The sequence below is a fragment of the Petrotoga mobilis SJ95 genome, from assembly GCF_000018605.1.
In the GTDB taxonomy this organism is placed as follows: Bacteria; Thermotogota; Thermotogae; order Petrotogales; family Petrotogaceae; genus Petrotoga; species Petrotoga mobilis.
On the sequence record NC_010003.1, the window covers coordinates 569,306 to 587,270 of the forward strand.

13 protein-coding genes, 2 tRNA genes and 3 rRNA genes are annotated in these 17,965 nt (G+C 38.3%); 11 read left to right on the forward strand and 7 right to left on the reverse strand.

Annotation, left to right across the window (positions count from 1 at the left end; genetic code table 11):
* Positions 1 to 12 precede the first annotated feature (12 nt).
* The 5 genes from PMOB_RS02685 (at position 13) to PMOB_RS02700 (ending at position 4,885) form a co-directional block, all read left to right on the forward strand.
* The gene (locus PMOB_RS02685; RefSeq protein ID WP_012208361.1) at positions 13 to 1,263 is read left to right on the forward strand and encodes an ABC transporter substrate-binding protein; all 1,251 of its coding nucleotides are present in this window, start codon (positions 13 to 15) and stop codon (positions 1,261 to 1,263) included.
* Between the two features lie 74 nt (positions 1,264 to 1,337).
* Positions 1,338 to 2,249: a carbohydrate ABC transporter permease gene (locus PMOB_RS02690; RefSeq protein WP_012208362.1), complete on the forward strand. Its 912-nt coding sequence runs from the start codon at positions 1,338 to 1,340 to the stop codon at positions 2,247 to 2,249.
* Entirely contained in the window at positions 2,218 to 3,066 is an 849-nt protein-coding gene (locus tag PMOB_RS02695; RefSeq protein WP_012208363.1) for a carbohydrate ABC transporter permease, read from the forward strand. The genes PMOB_RS02690 and PMOB_RS02695 overlap by 32 nt, the downstream gene beginning before the upstream one ends.
* 37 nt (positions 3,067 to 3,103) lie before the next feature.
* Positions 3,104 to 3,238, forward strand: coding sequence for a hypothetical protein (locus PMOB_RS11005; protein ID WP_269207889.1), 135 nt, complete (start codon positions 3,104 to 3,106; stop codon positions 3,236 to 3,238).
* A gap of 126 nt (positions 3,239 to 3,364) precedes the next feature.
* Entirely contained in the window at positions 3,365 to 4,885 is a 1,521-nt protein-coding gene (locus PMOB_RS02700) for a DUF4127 family protein (RefSeq protein WP_012208364.1), read from the forward strand.
* Between the two features lie 319 nt (positions 4,886 to 5,204).
* On the opposite strand, the gene PMOB_RS02705 is transcribed toward PMOB_RS02700, so the two are convergent.
* Entirely contained in the window at positions 5,205 to 6,467 is a 1,263-nt protein-coding gene (locus tag PMOB_RS02705) for an IS110 family RNA-guided transposase (RefSeq protein ID WP_012208365.1), read from the reverse strand.
* Between the two features lie 93 nt (positions 6,468 to 6,560).
* Between PMOB_RS02705 and PMOB_RS10770 the strand changes: the two genes are divergently transcribed.
* The 3 genes from PMOB_RS10770 (at position 6,561) to nusA (ending at position 8,314) form a co-directional block, all read left to right on the forward strand.
* Positions 6,561 to 6,704, forward strand: a complete 144-nt coding sequence (locus PMOB_RS10770) for a hypothetical protein (protein ID WP_012208366.1) — start codon at positions 6,561 to 6,563, stop codon at positions 6,702 to 6,704.
* A gap of 81 nt (positions 6,705 to 6,785) precedes the next feature.
* Positions 6,786 to 7,259: a ribosome maturation factor RimP gene (locus PMOB_RS02710; RefSeq protein WP_012208367.1), complete on the forward strand. Its 474-nt coding sequence runs from the start codon at positions 6,786 to 6,788 to the stop codon at positions 7,257 to 7,259.
* Between the two features lie 29 nt (positions 7,260 to 7,288).
* Positions 7,289 to 8,314: a transcription termination factor NusA gene (gene nusA, locus PMOB_RS02715; RefSeq protein ID WP_012208368.1), complete on the forward strand. Its 1,026-nt coding sequence runs from the start codon at positions 7,289 to 7,291 to the stop codon at positions 8,312 to 8,314.
* A gap of 94 nt (positions 8,315 to 8,408) precedes the next feature.
* Here the strand turns inward: nusA and rrf are convergent.
* The 5 genes from rrf to PMOB_RS02740 all read right to left on the reverse strand — a co-directional run bounded on the left by rrf (position 8,409) and on the right by PMOB_RS02740 (position 14,645).
* Positions 8,409 to 8,521, reverse strand: a 5S ribosomal RNA gene (gene rrf / locus PMOB_RS02720).
* 28 nt (positions 8,522 to 8,549) lie between these two features.
* A 23S ribosomal RNA gene (locus PMOB_RS02725) occupies positions 8,550 to 11,470 on the reverse strand.
* Between the two features lie 53 nt (positions 11,471 to 11,523).
* A tRNA-Ala gene (locus PMOB_RS02730) sits at positions 11,524 to 11,599 on the reverse strand.
* A gap of 96 nt (positions 11,600 to 11,695) precedes the next feature.
* Positions 11,696 to 13,207, reverse strand: a 16S ribosomal RNA gene (locus tag PMOB_RS02735).
* The 16S, 23S and 5S rRNA genes sit together here with 1 tRNA gene alongside, the layout of an rRNA operon.
* 265 nt (positions 13,208 to 13,472) lie before the next feature.
* Entirely contained in the window at positions 13,473 to 14,645 is a 1,173-nt protein-coding gene (locus PMOB_RS02740; protein ID WP_012208369.1) for a type III PLP-dependent enzyme, read from the reverse strand.
* A gap of 270 nt (positions 14,646 to 14,915) precedes the next feature.
* Between PMOB_RS02740 and PMOB_RS02745 the strand changes: the two genes are divergently transcribed.
* The 3 genes from PMOB_RS02745 to PMOB_RS02755 all read left to right on the forward strand — a co-directional run bounded on the left by PMOB_RS02745 (position 14,916) and on the right by PMOB_RS02755 (position 16,701).
* Positions 14,916 to 15,003, forward strand: a tRNA-Leu gene (locus PMOB_RS02745).
* 121 nt (positions 15,004 to 15,124) lie between these two features.
* Complete coding sequence (locus PMOB_RS10775; protein WP_012208370.1) at positions 15,125 to 16,072, forward strand: GAF domain-containing protein; 948 nt, start codon at positions 15,125 to 15,127, stop codon at positions 16,070 to 16,072.
* Positions 16,073 to 16,092: 20 nt separating this feature from the next.
* Positions 16,093 to 16,701 (forward strand): NUDIX hydrolase, encoded by a 609-nt coding sequence (locus PMOB_RS02755; protein ID WP_012208371.1) that lies wholly within the window; start codon positions 16,093 to 16,095, stop codon positions 16,699 to 16,701.
* A 4-nt stretch (positions 16,702 to 16,705) separates the two neighbouring features.
* Here PMOB_RS02755 and PMOB_RS02760 read toward each other — a convergent pair whose 3' ends face one another.
* On the reverse strand, positions 16,706 to 17,953 hold the full coding sequence (locus PMOB_RS02760) for a glycerate kinase type-2 family protein (RefSeq protein ID WP_012208372.1): 1,248 nt from the start codon (positions 17,951 to 17,953) through the stop codon (positions 16,706 to 16,708).
* Positions 17,954 to 17,965 lie beyond the last annotated feature (12 nt).

The window sequence follows — 17,965 nt, forward strand, 5'->3', positions numbered from 1 at the left end:
AGGTAGATTGGCATGAAAAAGTTTTTTGTAGTGTTGGTATGTTTGATTATCAGTTCGTTGATGCTATCAGCAAAAAGTGTAACTGTTGAATTTTGGACACTTTCTTTGTCTACATTTTCAGATTACATTAACTCAGTCATAGATACTTTCGAAGCTGCAAATCCTGACATAAAAATCAACTGGGTCGACGTTCCTTACGATGCTTTTCAACAAAAACTCATTGCTGCAATAGCCTCTGGTAACCCGCCTGATCTGGTGAATATGAATACTCCTTGGGTTATAGACTTTGCAGCTCAAGATGCATTAAGCCCTATCGATGAATTCGTAACTGAAGTGGACAAATACTTATACTTACCTAACTACTGGGAAGCTACCGTCATAGATGGAAAATCATATGCTATTCCTTGGTATCTAAGTCCCCAAATTATGCTTTACAACAAACAGATTTTTGAAGAAGCGGGTTTAGACCCTAATGTTCCACCAAAGACATGGGATGAAATCATAGAATATTCAAGGATAATTAAAGAAAAAACTGGCCTATACGGATATCAACCCAACATTGTTGCGCATATCGATCTTCAGGAAGAGGGCGTCCCGTTAATTTCTGAAGATGGAAAAAAGGCTATAGTAAACACCCCTGAGGCAATGGCTAAATTGAAACAACATCAACTTGCCTTCAAAGAGGCACTTATGCCTCAAGATTTAGGAGGTTATCAAGCCGGTACCCAAAAGTATGCCGGTGGGAGAATTGCCATGTTTCCTGTTGGAATAACTATGGTTAAACATGTCCAAATAAATAGTCCAAGTATATTCGAAGTTAGTGATGTTACTTCCTTCCCTCTGGGAAAAGGTAAAAAAATTCCTGCGGGAGCAATGAATGTGGCAGTGCCATACAATGCGAAAAATAAAGCTGAAGCGGTAAAATTTGGATTATGGCTAACTTCTCCATATTGGCAAGTGGAGTTCGCTAAGATTGCAACAGTTGTTCCCTCAACAAAAATATCGCTCGAAGAAGATCCTTGGTTTTTAGAAAGGGCAGAAAGAGATTTGAATGTTAAAGCACAATTAGTAGCTAGTGAATCAATGATATATGGTTTTGATCAAGATGCAATCGGGAAAATAATAGGGCCAGCGAAATATTCTGAATTCAGAAGGATCTTAGATGATTATTGGATACCTGCTATTAAAGGTGATTACACAGCCGAAGAAGCATTATCCTTAGCTGAAGAAGAGTTAGATGATCTACTATCCAGTGAATTTTAGTTTTCTATTTATTGCATTGGTTAAAAGGCGATAGGGTATCGACCTATCGCCCCTTGATTTAGGAGGTGTGACCTTTGAAACTTAGTAGAAAAAAACAAACATATTTGATTGCCTTTTGTTTTTTAGTAGCTCCTTTGGTTTTATTGGGTATCTTCAGCTATTATCCGATTGTGAGAGGGATAACTTTATCTTTCGCTGATTACAATATGTTAACAGGTGAAACTAAATGGGTGGGGCTAAAAAATTATAGATGGCTTTTTAATTACAAGTATTTCTATATTTCATTGGCTAATACTTTAAAGTATCTTATAGTTGTCCCTTTTATACAATTCGCCTCAATGGGCTTAGCTGTTCTAGTCAATCAAAAAATACCTGGAATAAAATTTTTTAGAACATTATTTTATGTTCCTGTAATAACAGGTAGTGTTATAGTCAGCATAGCTTGGAGATGGATATTTGACGTAGATGGGATACTCAATTATTTTCTTATGTCTTTGAACATTATCGAAGAACCGGTTTTATGGCTTTTAGATAAAAATGTAGCATTGTTTTCATGTATGTTTGTTACCTTTTGGAGGGGCCTTGGTTATTATATGATTATCTATCTAGCTGGATTACAAAATATACCTTCGGAGCTTTACGAAGCAGCGGCTTTAGATGGAGCGAGCAATTTTAAAAAATTCACCAGAATTACCATTCCTTTATTAAGACCTACAATGTTATTGTGCTTTGTTTTGTCAACTATGTCCGCTTTAAAGGTTTTTGAAGAAATTTTTCTACTCACAGGAGGAGCAAATCAGACAACGACGTTAATGTTTGAAACTTACAATTTGGCGTTCAATAGATACCAATTTGGACGATCAGCGGCCGTGGGAGTAATATTTTCTGCATTCTTAATTACTCTAACATTAATACAGTTCAAATTTTTTGGTTTAGGAGGTGTCGGTGGTGAAAATGAGAAAAAAAGAAAAAAAACAAATAAATAAGAAAAAAATAATAAAAATCACTTTAAATTATGTTCTTTTAATTATTTTGGCTTTATTTTTTATATTCCCATTTTTATGGGCTCTTTCTACCTCTTTGAAGACTGCAACAGATGTTCTAACTTGGCCGCCCAAGTGGATACCTAACCCTGCTACTCTTGATGCTTACAAATACGTTATTGAAAATGTTCCATTTCCGCGATACTTCTTAAATTCTTTAATAATTACAGCCTTGGGAATAATTTTTAATGTTCTATTTGCATCTTTAGCAGCCTATCCCCTTGCAAGATTGGAATTCAAAGGACGAAATCTTATATTTTTCTTGATTTTGTTACCTATGATGATCCCCATTCAAGGAGGTCTAATTGTTAATTTCATTACTATTTTAAATCTTAAACTTTTCAATACTTATTTAGCAGTTGTTTTGCCGAGTGCTGTTAGTATTTTTGGAATTTTTATAATGAGACAAAATTATCTCGCTATTCCAAGGGATCTTGAAGATGCTGCTAGAATAGATGGTTGTAATGAATTTCAACTTTGGAGGAAAATAATGTTTCCGATGGTGAGACCTGCGGCTACAGCACTTTCTATTATTTCATTTGCAGGTTTTTGGAATGCTTTTTTGTGGCCATTGATAGTTCTTCAAAGTCAAAATAAATTCCCTTTACAGGTAGGCCTTTCTTACTTAAACAATATGTTTGAACAAAATTATAGATACATAACCGCCAGTTTAATTATTGCTTCCATCCCGATTCTTGTCTTTTTCTTTTTTACTCAAAGATATTTTATAGAAGGCTATCAAGGGGCACTAAAACAGTGAACTTTTAGTTCAAATCAGTGTTTCCCAAAGGAGATGAATGAAAAATGAAAAAAGGAATAATGTTTCTATTTTTTGTATTTTGTTCAGTGATTTTTTTGGAGCAGAAGTTGGGGTACTAGTATCAGAAGCTTCTGAAAATTTCTACGGGGCGTCAAAGGTGAAAACGACATAAACGAAATGAAAAATGAAATTGAAAGAATACGACCTATGTCACAGAAGAAAGATACTTTTCTTTTTTAAATAGTATAAATGAATTGAGAAAAATTAGGCAATATCAAAATAAAGAGAGGTCATTAAAATGAGAATAATATTTTTACCTATTGATGAAAGATTTTGCACTCGGGAATATTTTTTAATGTTTGCAAAAGCCTCAGGCTTGAATATTTTGACTCCTCCTAAAGAATTGCTAGGATCTAAAAAAATCCCAGCAGATACTGATGCTTTAAAAAATTGGCTTTTAGAAAACACTCGAGAAGGAGATAATTTAATCCTTTCATTAGAAACCTTGATTCATGGAGGATTAATCCCATCAAGAATAAATTTGCTCCAAAAGCCTACAATTAATGAAAGACTAAAAATTCTTAATACTTTAAAGAAAAAAAGAACGGTTATCTATCTTTCTTCTACAATAACAAGAATCCCCATATACAACTCGTCGGATGAAGAACCTGATTACTGGGAGTATTATGGAGAAACTTTAAGTAATCTGTCAAAGGATTTCGCTAAATATCTAGAATCAAAGGATAAGGTAGAAAATTTATCTTACAAAGATGATTTACCAAAATTTATGGAAGGGCATAAAAACAAATATCAAGAAATCCCCGAGTGGATGATAAAAGACTTTTTTTGGAGGAGAGAAAGAAACTACAACATTATCCAAGAAACGGTTAAGCTTGTCGATAATGGAACAATAGATTTTTTGAATATAACCTTGGATGATAATTCACCTGGTAGCTTATCAGTTTATGAATCAAAACAGCATCAAAAGTTAGTTAACCAATTAGGTTTAAATGAAAAAATCTCTATTCATCCTGGTGCAGATGAAACTTCTTTAACCCTTTTAAGCAGGTTATTATGTTCAACGTTTACATATTCACCTTCTTTTGAACTTTTTTATACAAATCCAGAATCAATCACTTTGATTCCCCCTTATGAAGGATATCCCTTAAAAAGTAGCGTTGAAACTCATATTGGAGCAGCTGGAGGGAAAATAGAACAAAAAGGTGATATTTTACTTTTATTGAATAATTCTTATGATTATAGTAGATACGACATTACTTTTCAAGACACCGCATTAATTGATTCTGAGGAAGAATACGAAACAATTATTGAAAGAATTAAAAAAGAAGATAAAATTATTGGAATAGCTGATATAAGATATGGAAATGGTTCAGATAAACGATTAGTAGAAAAACTTTTGGAAAATAATTTAGACTGGTTAAAGATAAATTACTCTGGTTGGAACACTGTAAGTAATACTCTTGGAACCGTTATCCTTCATTCCATAATTCAGTATTTTGCTCAAAAAAATTATTTAAAATTAGACACAGAAGAATTACTTAAACTACAGGCAATTTTTTTCATAGAACATTGGGGTTACCAAGCAGTGGTAAGGCAACAACTAAGAAAAGATTCTGTCCAAAAAGGATGCAATATATGGACACTTATACCCGCTGAAAAATGGGCAGAAGAGTATACGAGAACTAAACTATTGCCTTTTAAGGAAATAGTAGAAAAAAGTATGAAAAAAAGATGGAAAATGGAAATATTTTTCCCATGGCATCGAAGCTTTGAAGTTGGAATAAATTTATCTCCATAATTCAAAATCTTCTGTCATCGTTGAACAATCCACCAATGAAGCCTCTGCTCATGTTTCTATTTTCACCCTTGTTTTGATACTTTGCTGCAGCGTTTATTCTGTCCGCAAGTCTTGAAAAAGGAAGGCTGGGTCAAGCTAAATTTTCAATGGTATTTTTTAAATGGTCTTGATTTTTATTTTTTTTATGTTATAATATTAATGGTAATTAAGAGTCAAGTATGATAGTCCCCTATTTAATTAAAAAAATTTTAAATATTTTCTATTTAAAAAATCCTCATTCAGTCATACTTCTAGGTTGAAAGTAGCAGTTGTTGTTTATTCAGGTTACTATTTCTCTTTTCCTTTTTAATTTTTTTGCTGTATAATTGCCATGAGCTCTCAGTTCTTGATTTTGTAATTTGTAATGATAGTCAGAATCATATTTTTTCCCACTCTTTACCAGTGAATATATTATTCTCAACAATTTTCCCGCTACGGCTAACACAGCAACAGTATGTGATTTACCTCGAGTACGTAGTTTCATGTAATAATTCTTGAAGTATTCATTGTTTTGAATAGCAACGATGGCAGCGATGTAAACAGCTTTTCTTAGGTATCTGTTACCTTTTCTATTGATGAACCAGCCTTTTTTCATTTGACCTGATTCCTCTGTACGAGGATCGATGCCAACGAAAGCCACCAGGGCAGAAGCAGAATAGAATCGGTTAATATCTCCTGTTTCTGCTACAATATTTAAAGCTGTTTCATTGAAACCATCAAGAGATTGTATTAATTCTACCTGGTTTTTAATTACATCGTTTGATGAATTGTTCAAAGTTTCTTTCAATTTTTCTTTGAAGAGCTTTTGATCTGATTCAAGTTTGAACAACAATTCTATTCTTTTTTGAAGAGCTAACTCATGCGCATCGTTGCCACTTGCTATTGAATTTTTAGAAAGTTCAATGATTTGGTCCAACTTATTTTCATCGAAATACAATTGATTATCTATCTTCATCGCATCAATAAGCTGTTTTTTGTTGGTTGTAGCGATCTTCCTTGCAGAAGGGAAGTTATACAATAAATTCATTAAACTCTTGATAAAGATATTAGATTGAAAAGATTCCAATTCAGGGAACAAAAGGTAGACATAACGTTTGATTTCATTCTTAACCCTTGAAATCTCCTCAGAAAGGTTAATGATCTCGCGAGAGTATTGAGTGAAATTATCTATCTCCTTAGAAGAAGGGATGTTGTCTGGATACTTTTCTTTCAGCCAAATGGAGATCAGCTTGGAATCAATGTTGTCGTTTTTAGAATGGCGAAGAGTTTCACTTTTTCTGAATTCTTTCAACAAAAGGGGATTAATGATATGGACATCATAATCGTGTTTAAGTAAATAAGAAAACAAATGTTGATGGTAAATAGAAGTGGATTCCATACCAATTATAATCTCTCTTTTGTTGAACTTTTTAAGAATTTTGTCGAAAGTGGTGAAACCACTCATATTCTGTTTGAATTTACCACTATCGATTTTGGTCCTACCTGAATCGGAGATGTAGTAATGAAAAGAGTTTTTAGAAATATCAATACCTACAAAATACATATTTTTTCACCTCGCTTTAGTATTGTTTGAGGATCCGCCTTTTGCAATCATCCTTCTAATACGGCCTTGAAAGGTCAATCAAGTATCGGATTTATGGGCGGAAAGTGGGTAGCGAACAAACTTTTAAACGAACTTAAAAGTTCAGAAAGAATAAGCGTTCTACTACCCACTCATTTTTTAAAGAAAATAGTTGTTTATGCTTATATTGTATCATCAAATATCATAGAAGAAAATTAATTAACAAAATGAGTGCCGAGGGCTTTTCGCCCTCGAGCTTTTTTATAAAAAATATTTTTTGGAACGAGAGGGGTGAATACCATGTTAACCAACAAAGAAATTAAACAGTTAATATGGGAAAAAGCCGATAATGTTGCTTCTAAGTTGGGTCTTGAAATTTTTGATATTTTAATTAAAGGTAGTAATAAAAATAAAATTCTAGAGGTTGTGATCGATAAGGCAGACGGATACGTGTCCATAGGAGATTGTGAAAGGTTTTCCAAAGCCTTTGACCCTTGGCTAGACGAAATTGACCTCTTTGACAAGAGTTATGAGTTAGTAGTTAGTTCCCCTGGACTTGATAGAAAATTAAGAGGCAAAGCAGATTACGAAAGATTCAAAGGAAAATTAGCAAAATTCATTTTAAAGGGGAAAGAGACGAAACATCCTGTAGTAATTGGTTATATTGACGAGATATTGGAAGATCAAATTAAAATTACTGAAAAAGATTCTGGAAAATTATTTAACATCGATTTAAACGAAATAGACAAAGCCAATTTAGAAATTGAATTGTAAAATTTGAAAGATATGGGAGGTGTGGAACATTGAACTTAAACCTATTAGAAGCTTTAGACGCCTTGGAAAGAGATAAAGGTATAAGTAGGGACTCGTTAGTTGATATTATAGCTAAATCTATTAAAAGTGCGTACAAAAAAAATTATGGAGCAAAAAACGTTGAAATTGAAATTGATAAAAATCTAACAAAATTGAATGTTTATCAACTATGGAAAGTCGTTGAAACAGTTGAAAACCCTAAAGAAGAAATTTCTTTGGAAGAAGCTAAAAAAATTAATCCAAAAATAGAAATAGGTGAAATGGTAAGAAAAAAGATCAATCTTAAAAAGGATTTTAGGCGAGTTGCCGCTCAAACAGCTAAACAAGTGATACTTCAAAATTTGAAGGAATTGGAAAAGAAAAACTTGTTTGATAAATACGTAGCTTTAAAAAATAGGATTTCAACCGCTGAAATAATTAAAGTTAGTGATGAATATATTGACATCAGAATAGGAAAATTAGAGACTAAACTCCCTATGAAAGAGACAATTCCTGGAGAAACTTTTAAAAGCGGAGAACTTGTAAAAGTCTACATAAAAAACATTCAAAACACATCAAAAGGCCCAAAAATTATGGTTTCAAGAACTGTACCTGAACTCATTACAGAACTACTATCATCTATCGTACCCGAGATAGAAGAAGGTATCATAAAAATTGTAAAAATAGTCAGGGAACCCGGAATACGCACTAAAGTAGCTGTTGTCAGTTCCATGCCTGGAGTTGATCCTGTAGGTGCTTGTATCGGTGAAAAAGGTTCAAGAATCAGTGAGTTACTGAAAGAATTAAAAAATGAAAAAGTAGATATAATAGAATATTCAGAAGATCCTAAAATTTTTATAAAGCATGCTCTTGCCCCTGCTGAAGTAAAAAATATAATTCTTAACGAAGATGAAAAAACTGCTTTTGTTTACGTCCCAGAGAATCAACTTTCTTTAGCTGTGGGAAAGGGAGGACAAACTGCTAGATTAGCAGCAAAGATTACTGGATGGAAAATTGATATTCACTCATTAAAATAAGTGAAAAAAAATACCGCATCAGTCAAGTAGATGCGGTATTTTTTTAGGGGTGAGAAATACAAATAGGTCATAATTATTACTGTAAAAAAAAGGAAGGGGGCGATACCTACTCTCACACGACATAGCGTACTACCATCGGCACGATACGGCTTAACCGTCAGGTTCGGTATGGTTCTGGGTGTTTCCCGTATCGTTATCTTCACCCCCTATTACTCATTCACAAGTGCATAGAGTTTCGTCCAAAGCCTCGGGCTATTAGTACCGCTCGGCTCAATACTTCTCAGTACTTACACCTGCGGCCTATCTACGTCTTGTTCTCAAACTGCCCTTACCTCTCTCGAGTGGGAAGCCTATTGTTTGGGCCCGTTTCCCGCTTAGATGCTTTCAGCGGTTATCGGTTATATGTGTGGCTACTCAGCTCCTGCTACTTGCATAACAGCTGATTCACCAGGGACATACTCACTCCGGTCCTCTCGTACTAGGAGCAACCCCCTTCAAGCTTCCTACCCCCGCAGCAGATAGGGACCGAACTGTCTTACGACGTTCTGAACCCAGCTCACGTACCGCTTTAATGGGCGAACAGCCCAACCCTTGGGACCGGCTTCAGCCCCAGGTTGCGATGAGCCGACATCGAGGTGCCAATCCACGCCGTCGATGTGAACTCTCGGGCGTGATTAGTCTGTTATCCCCGGGGTAACTTTTATCCGTTGATCGACGGCCCTTCCTCTCAGAACCGCCGGGTCACTAAGTCCAGGTTTCCCTCCTGATCGACTCGTCAGTCTCTCAGTTAAGCAGGCTTTTGCCTTTGCACTCTTCAGTGGATTTCCAACCCACTTGAGCCTACCTTCGAACACCTCCGTTACCTTTTAGGAGGCAACCGCCCCAGTTAAACTGCCCTCCTAACACTGTCCAGGTCAAGCTCTTCACTTTCTCCCGTTAGTAACCCATCGTTGTAAGGGCGGTATCCCACGGACGGCTCCAGCTGCCCTGGCGAGCAGCTTTCTCCGCCTCCCGCCTATCCTGTACATACAACGATAAGTTACAATGTCAGGTTACAGTAAAACTCCACGGGGTCTTTCCGTCTAGCTGCGGGTCCTTGGCGTCTTCACCAAGCTTGTAATTTCACCGGATCCTCCGTTAAGACAGCTCCCTAGTCGTTACGCCATTCATGCAGGTCGGAACTTACCCGACAAGGAATTTCGCTACCTTAGGACCGTTATAGTTACGGCCGCCGTTTACCGGGGCTTCAGTTCGAAGCTTGCACCTCTCCCCTTAACCTTCCGGCACTGGGCAGGCGTCAGTCCCTATACTTCCACTTCCGTGTTAGCAGAGACCTGTGTTTTTGGTAAACAGTCGCTAGGGACTTGTCACTGCGGCTCTATTAACATGATTCCTCATGCTAATAGTCCACCCCTTCTCCCGAAGTTACGGGGCCATTTTGCCTAGTTCCTTAACGAAGGTTATTCCGCTCCCCTTTGCCTTCTCAGCTCGTCTACCTGTGTCGGTTTCCAGAACGGGCAGTAAAAAAATCAACGCTACACGAGGCTTTTCTTGACAGTGTGATTATCTACCGTTGGCCTTGCGGCCTCCCCATCACGACTCCTCCTCCACCAGCGGATTTCCCTACCGGCTTCTTCGGCATCGTCGCTTGGAAGATTTGCAACCCTATCTCGGTAGCTTTACCTCCTGTGTCCCCCCTTGCAGCTCTTCTTTTACTGGTACGGGATTCTTCACCCGTTTTCCATCGGCTACCCCTTTCGGGTTCACCTTAGGTCCCGACTTACCCTGGGCGGACGACCCTTCCCCAGGTAACCTTAGACTTTAGGGGTGGGAGATTCTCACTCCCATTTCGTTACTCATGCCTGCATTCTCTCTTGTGCTTCGTCCACATAACCTTCCAGTTACGCTTCTCCCTCGCACATTGCTCCCCTACCTATAGCCTTTCGGCTATACCGTAGCTTCGGTGCGCGGCTTTAGCTCCGTTACATTTTCGGCGCAGTCCTCTTCTACCGGTGAGCTGTTACGCACTCTTTTAAGGATGGCTGCTTCTAAGCCAACCTCCCGGCTGTCTCAAGAGGTCCACTTCCTTTCACACTTAGCCGCTTCTTCGGAACCTTAGCTGTCGGTCTGGGCTCTTTCCCTCTCGACCATGAAGCTTATTCCCCACAGTCTTTCTCCCTGGTATCCAGTTATGGCATTCGGAGTTTGATTGGTTTCAGAGGTCTACCCCCCTACGCCATTCAGTGCTCTACCTCCATAACTCTTTTTCCAGAGGCCGTGCCTACACACGTTTCGGGGAGAACCAGCTATCCCCAGGTTCGGTTAGCTTTTCACTCCTACCCACATGTCATCCGAGGATTTTTCACTATCCACCAGTTCGGACCTCCACTTGGTTTTACCCAAGCTTCATCCTGCACATGGGTAGCTCACCTGGCTTCGGGTCTATTTCCAGTGACTTGCGCACTATTCATACTCGGTTTCCCTTCGGCTCCACCTACCGGCTTAACCTCGCCACCGAAAATAACTCGCAGGCTCATTAATCAAAAGGCACGCGGTCACTTTCGCTCCCGCTTCCTGTAGGCATACGGTTTCAGGTTCTCTTTCACTCCCCTCCCGGGGTCCTTTTCACCTTTCCCTCACGGTACTATTCCACTATCGCTCAGCTGTCCTCTTTAGCCTTGGATGGAGGTCCACCCAGCTTCACGCAGGATTCCTCGTGTCCTACGCTACTCGGGTTAACAGCAGTCGAATCTATATACTTTCGTGTACAGGACTTTCACCTTCTTCGGTAGGCCTTCCCATGCCTTTCCACTTCGTATATATATCCAACCCCCTATCTGGCAGTTCGGGTAGCTGTTACCCACAACTCAGTAGCAACAACGCCTGCCCGCTTTTACATCGCTACTGTTTGGGCTCTTCCCTTTTCGCTCGCCGCTACTAGGGGAATCTCGTTTGATTTCTTTTCACCGGGTACTATGATGTTTCACTTCCCCAGCTTCGCCTCCTGTCTCCAGGATGCCTTTCGGCAGGTTTCCCCATTCGGATATCTGCGGATCTTCGCTCGTTTGCAGCTCCCCACAGCTTTTCGTAGCTTACCACGTCCTTCTTCGCTTCCAGCTGGCTAGGCATCCACCGTATGCCCTTCTCTCTTTGGACGTACTCTATGCACTTGTCAATGAGCTTTCTTTCTCCTTAGGATTGGTACAATTTGGTGGAGTGAAGGGGACTTGAACCCCTAACCTTCTGCGTGCAAGGCAGACGCTCTCCCAGTTGAGCTACCACCCCAACAAAAAGAATTAGACTATATGTTTTAGACTATAAAAATCTATATTACTCTCTCAAAAGTAGATAGAGGAGGTAGAAACTTTGTAATCTCCTTAGAAAGGAGGTGATCCAGGCGCACCTTCCGGTACACCTACCTTGTTACGACTTCGCCCCCCTCGCTAAGCCCACCTTCAACAGTACCTACCGTACTGCCTTCAGGTGTTCCCAACTCGGGTGGCGTGACGGGCGGTGTGTACAAGGCCCGGGAACGTATTCACCGCAGTTTGGCTGACCTGCGATTACTAGCGATTCCAGCTTCATGTAGGCGGGTTTCAGCCTACAATCCATATTACGGAGAGTTTTTCCGGATCCGCTCCACCTTCCGGCTTCGCTTCCCTTTGTCCTCCCCATTGTAGCACGTGTGTCGCCCAGAGTATAAGGGGCACGCTTATCTGACGTCATCCCCTCCTTCCTCCGCCTCGTCGGCGGCTGTCCAATTAGTGTCCCCAACTTCACTTGCTGGTAACTAATTGCAGGGGTTGCGCTCGTTGTGGGACTTAACCCAACACCTCACGGCACGAGCTGACGACGACCGTGCACCACCTGTGTAACCTCCTACCTTACGGTAGGCCAGTAGATTTCTCTACCTTCAGTTACATGTCAATCCCTGGTAAGGTTCTTCGGTTAGCTTCGAATTAAACCACATGCTCCACCGCTTGTGCGGACCCCCGTCAATTCCTTTGAGTTTCATCCTTGCGGACGTACTCCCCAGGTGGCTCACTTAGCGCGTTCGCTTCAGCACAGAGAGTCTTTCGCTCCCTACACCTAGTGAGCATCGTTTAGGGCCAGGACTACCCGGGTATCTAATCCGGTTTGCTCCCCTGGCTTTCGGACCTCAGCGTCAGCTGTAGCCCAGTAGACCAACTTCTTCACCGGCGTTCTTACCTGTATCTGCGGATTTCACCCCTACTCAGGTAATTCCGTCTACCTCTGCTACGCCCAAGATGATCAGTTTCATCCGCAAGCCGATCGTTGAGCAATCTTTTCACAGATGACTTGATCACCCGCCTACGTCCCCTTTACACCCAGTAATTCCGGGCAACGCTCGCCCCCTACGTCTTACCGCGGCTGCTGGCACGTAGTTAGCCGGGACTTTTCCTAACCTACCTTCTTCTGTAGTGTGTCCACTACCCTTTTATTCGATTAGTTCAGAAGTTTACATCCCGAGGGACTTCTTCCTTCACGCGGCGTCGCTGGATCAGGCTTTCGCCCATTGTCCAAGATTCCCCACTGCTGCCTCCCGTAGGAGTAGGGCCCGTGTCTCAGTGCCCTTGTGACCGTCCATGCTCTCACACCGGTTATCCGTCATCGGCTTGGTAAGCCTTTACCTCACCAACTACCTGATGGATAGTAGGTCCATCCTAAGGCTGTCTACCACTTTCCCCTCTCGGGCTTATCAGAGTTTACCTACCGTTTCCAGTAGCTATCTCTGTCCTTAGGGCAGGTCCCTACCTTTTACTCACCCGTTCGCCACTGGTTATATCTCCGAAGATCTATAACCCGTCCGACTTGCATGTGTTACGCACGCCGCCAGCGTTAACCCTGAGCCAGGATCAAACCCTTCATCCTATACTCTTGGGCCTCCTCTATCTACTTTTCAATGAGCTTTCCCTTTCCTTCTTCTCTTACTCTTTTTTCTCTCTTTCTCTCTTTCATCCATCAGCGTTGTATATATTACCACATCTCTCTCCACTTTGTCAATTTCTTTTTTATGAACTTATTTGAAAATTATTGTGAATTGATAATTTTGTCAAAAATCTCTTTTAGAAAACATTGACCTTGTATTTAAAAAAATGAGGCCTTCAAAACCAGGCCTCATTGAAATTTTACGCAATTAGCTCTGTACCTCTTCCATTAATAGTATATTGTTTCTTAACAAAGCTTCTAAATCTTCGACTGTGTATACTTTAAGAGGTTCAATTCCATTAAAAGATGTCGCATATTCATTGGTGTAAGCACCAGTATTTATAAAATATACTATATCATTATAATCAATATCGATTGGTAGCTCAATTTCATCGTAGATAGTATCTACACTGTCACAAGTAGGGCCAGCTAAGGTCATAGTTGTTGTCTCGGAATACTCTTTACCTTCCACCAGCACTTCATACCTGAAATTTTCAATGGTTTCCATTAAACCGTGAAAAACCCCAGTATCTAAAAACACCCAGTTTTGTGTACCCTTTCTGCCTCTTAAAAGTACTCTTGATGCAATTATTCCAGCATTCCCAACCATAGACCTTCCGGGTTCAGATAAAACTCTCAATCCATCCACCCAACCAAGATACTCTTTGATCGATTCATTTATTACTTCTCCAATTTCTTCTACTTCCGGAACTGGTTTTGTATGTTTTACTGGAATGCCCCCACCTAGATTCAACATTTTTAAATCAATCTTTTGCTTGTGAAGTTTTTCAAAAACCTCGCTGGCATTCAAAATTGCTTCCTTCCACTTGTATTTGTTATATGATTGTGAACCGACGTGGAAAGATACCCCATACGGAATTAAACCTTTTCTTTTTGCATATTTGAGTATTTCTATTAAATGATCTACGTCCGTACCAAATTTACCTGACAGTGGCCAATCCGAATCATTGGAACTCATTGACAATCTTCCATATACTTTAGCACCTGGAGCGTTTCTTGCAATCTTTTCAACTTCCATCTCTGCATCTACTGCAAAATATTCTACTCCATTATCCCAGGCGAATTTTATGTCTTTTTCTTTCTTTATGGTATTTCCAAAACTCATTTTATCTGTAGAAATTCCCAACCTCATCAATTTTTCTATTTCCCCTCTTGATGCAACATCAAAAGAAGCTCCTAAATCTCTTAATGTTTCAAGTATACTAGGATGAGAATTGGCTTTTACCGCATAAAAAATTTCGACATCGTTGATTGAATTTTTGAGCTTGTAATAATTTTCCTTTACATAATTAGTATCTAGTACTAAAAAAGGTGTTTCAAGATTTTTTGCCGCCTCTCTTATGAGTTGCGTTAATTCCAATTTATCCAACCTCCCTAAGTTTTTTTGGATTTTATATTGCCTTTAGAAACTCTAAAATTATCTTATTCATATTCGTAAACTGCTAAATTTTTGAGAATCCCAATTTCAAAAATCATAAATTTCTAATTCAATATTTAATACACAAAAAGTAACGCACAAACATTTATTTAGTTAATATATAATTATGCTAAGTTACATTATTAAATATCCCGAATGGTATTCACAAAATTCCTTTGTAGTGGTATAATTTAAACGAATAGCAGTTAATAAGCCGAGGTGGCGGAATTGGTAGACGCGTAAGATTCAGGATCTTATGGGCTTTTAGTCCGTGCGGGTTCAAGTCCCGCCCTCGGCACCAGTCACCTTTCCTTAAGAGGCGGAAGCCCGTTTCTTCAGAAAAGGTGATTTTTTATTTTATGATTCAATTTTGATATAATTTAAATAATTGTTGGAAAATCAAAAGGAGGTCCATTGTATTAATGAGAAGCGTTTTTAGAGATTTTACTGATTATTTTTTTGAAGTATTGACTTATCCAAAAGAAAAATGGAATTTATTTTGGCAAGACTACAAGAGAACTTTAGATTTTATAAATCTTTATCAAGAAAAAAAAGGTATCAAAGATGATGAAATTGTTGAAAAGTTTAAAAAAATTGGAAGAAGGGAACTTGACAGGGCTTTTTGGTACAAGCAAGAAATCATAAAAGATTTAAAAGCTGATATCATCAAGGACCTGACAAAATCCTCTGAAAAGTTTCAAGTTGACAGGGGAGATTATGCGGTTTATTTAACTGTGTTCACAGGTGATAGCCCTTACGAATTTTTAGAATCATTCATAGGAACCATAATTGGTATAGATATACTTTATTTTTATTTCAACAGGGATAAGATCGACCCAAAAACCCTAATAGAAGAAGCAATAATGAAATTCATTAATTCTACACCACCCAATAAGAAAAAAGCTGACTTCTGGATTTTATACGATAAAATTAAAACCCTTATCAGTGACAAAAATTATAACGATAAGCAGAGCATTTTAAAATTAATTTCTCAATTGTTAGCTGAAAGGATACCTTATTATAATTGGGTGGGTTTTTACCTAGTCGATGAGACAGAAGATAATTCTCTTGTATTAGGACCTTTTGTTGGAGAGCCAACAGAACATACAAAAATAAAGTTTGGACAAGGTATCTGTGGGCAAGCAGCAAGTACAAAAACGACCTTCGTTGTTGATGATGTTAGCAAAGAGGATAACTATCTTTCATGCAGCCCAAAAACACAGTCAGAAATCGTTGTTCCCATATTTGATAAAAATGGCAATATTGTTGGTGAAATAGATATTGATAGTCATGAAAAAGCCCCTTTTGATCAAGACGATCGATCTTTTTTGGAGGCTATTGCCAAATTACTTTCTGAAAGATTTTGGTAAATAATAAATAAGGTGATTCTGTGAATATAGATAAAATTAAACAAATTTTTAAAGATTATTCTCCAAAACCTATAGGAGTAGAAAATTGTTTTTCAGTGTTGATTTCTTTGATACAAAAAGACAACTCTTTACATCTTTTATACGAATTGAGATCAAAGACTTTAGAGAGACAACCTGGTGAAGTTTCTTTTCCAGGAGGAGAAATTGAGGCAAATGAAACACCAAAAAATGCAGCAATTAGAGAAAGTTGTGAAGAATTGAATTTGCAACCGAATAACATAGAAATATTGGGAGCAGCGGATTATCTCCTTACTCCCTTCAATTATTTAATATATTCGTATGTTGGCTTTTTGAATATAAACGTTAACACAATAAAACCTAATGAAGAAGTGGAAGAGGTATTTACGATACCGTTAGACTATTTCTTATCTCATGAACCTTTAGTGCATAACACTTATCTTACAAACGAAATAGATGAAGGATTCCCTTATGATCTTATACCTAACGGAAAAGATTACAACTGGAGAGTTGGCAAATATCCTGTTTATTTCTATGTTTACGAAGATAGAATTATTTGGGGCATCACTGCCAGATTGACCTATGAATTTATTAAAAAATTGAGATGCTGAAGATTCAATCACACAGTATAAAAGTTAAATCATTTACATTTGTACCGGTAGGTCCCGTTATAACTAACCCGCCAATACTTTGGAGAGCATTATATGAGTCGTTGTCAATCAATACCTTTTCAACATCTATTCCTTTTTCTTGTAATCTGTTAACCGTTTCTCCGTCAACTATTCCCCCGGATGCATCCGTCGGGCCATCTGTTCCATCTGTTCCTACCGAAGCGATCAAAACTTCTTGATATTCTTTAATACCTCGAGCTGCAGATAAAACCAATTCTTGATTCCTTCCTCCTTTACCCTTTCCTCTAACATGAACAACCGTTTCTCCTCCTAAAATTATTGCACAAGGAGTTTTTAAAGGCCTTTCTCTTTCTTTTTCCTCTCTAACTATGGCAGCTAAAAATGAGCCGGCTTCTTTTGCTTCACAATCAAGCGTGGTTGTTAAAATTATAGTATTATATCCCAAATGTTGAGCAATCTTAGCAGCACTTTCACAAACCTTAGTTACACTACCAATAATCCTTGTTTCAACGTTATTTAGATGTTTTGGAGTCTCATTTTTTAGAGCCTGTAAGATCTTTTCTGAAAGTTGTAAGTCATACTTTTTTATTATTTTTTCCACATCTTTGATGGTGGTAGAGTCAGGGTATGCAGGACCAGATGCTATGCTATCCAATCTGTCCCCTAACACATCAGATAAAACAAGAGAATATATTTTTGCAGGTTCAACTAATTTTGCAAAATTTCCTCCCTTAACTCGAGATAGATGTTTCCTAACTGTATTTATTTCCACTATATTTGCTCCAGATTTTAACAACATATCTGTGACATTTTTTATGTCTTCTAAAGTAACACCCTCAACGGGAAGCTCAAAAAGGGCTGAACCTCCTCCTGAAACAAGAAATAATACAACATCATCTTCACGTAAATTTTCTACCAATTCTATAGCTTTCTTTGTAGATTTTATGGTATTTTCATCCGGAATCGGATGACCTGCTTCATATATTTGAAGACCACCTATATCACCTTGAGAATGGCCATATTTTGTTATAACTATTCCATCTTTTACCTTATTCTTTAAAAATTCTTTTGCTGCTTTGGCCATTCTCCAGGCAGCTTTACCTATAGAAACTATGTGAATATTATCATCTAAACTCAAATTCTCAAGTTCTTGTTGAATAGCTTTTTCAGGTAAAACAGAATCTATTGAACTTTTTATTATTCTAAAGGCATCTTCACGTAAATTTTTCAAACAATCAACTCC

Excerpts from the sequence above, each read along its gene's own strand:
- PMOB_RS02685 (WP_012208361.1), top strand. The coding sequence starts at position 13 with ATGAAAAAGTTTTTTGTAGTGTTGGTATGTTTGATTATCAGTTCGTTG.
- PMOB_RS02695 (WP_012208363.1), top strand. The coding sequence starts at position 2,218 with ATGAGAAAAAAAGAAAAAAAACAAATAAATAAGAAAAAAATAATAAAA.
- PMOB_RS11005 (WP_269207889.1), top strand. The coding sequence starts at position 3,104 with ATGAAAAATGAAAAAAGGAATAATGTTTCTATTTTTTGTATTTTGTTC.
- PMOB_RS02700 (WP_012208364.1), top strand. The coding sequence starts at position 3,365 with ATGAGAATAATATTTTTACCTATTGATGAAAGATTTTGCACTCGGGAA.
- PMOB_RS02705 (WP_012208365.1), bottom strand. The coding sequence starts at position 6,467 with ATGTATTTTGTAGGTATTGATATTTCTAAAAACTCTTTTCATTACTAC.
- PMOB_RS10770 (WP_012208366.1), top strand. The coding sequence starts at position 6,561 with ATGGGCGGAAAGTGGGTAGCGAACAAACTTTTAAACGAACTTAAAAGT.
- PMOB_RS02710 (WP_012208367.1), top strand. The coding sequence starts at position 6,786 with ATGTTAACCAACAAAGAAATTAAACAGTTAATATGGGAAAAAGCCGAT.
- PMOB_RS10775 (WP_012208370.1), top strand. The coding sequence starts at position 15,125 with ATGAGAAGCGTTTTTAGAGATTTTACTGATTATTTTTTTGAAGTATTG.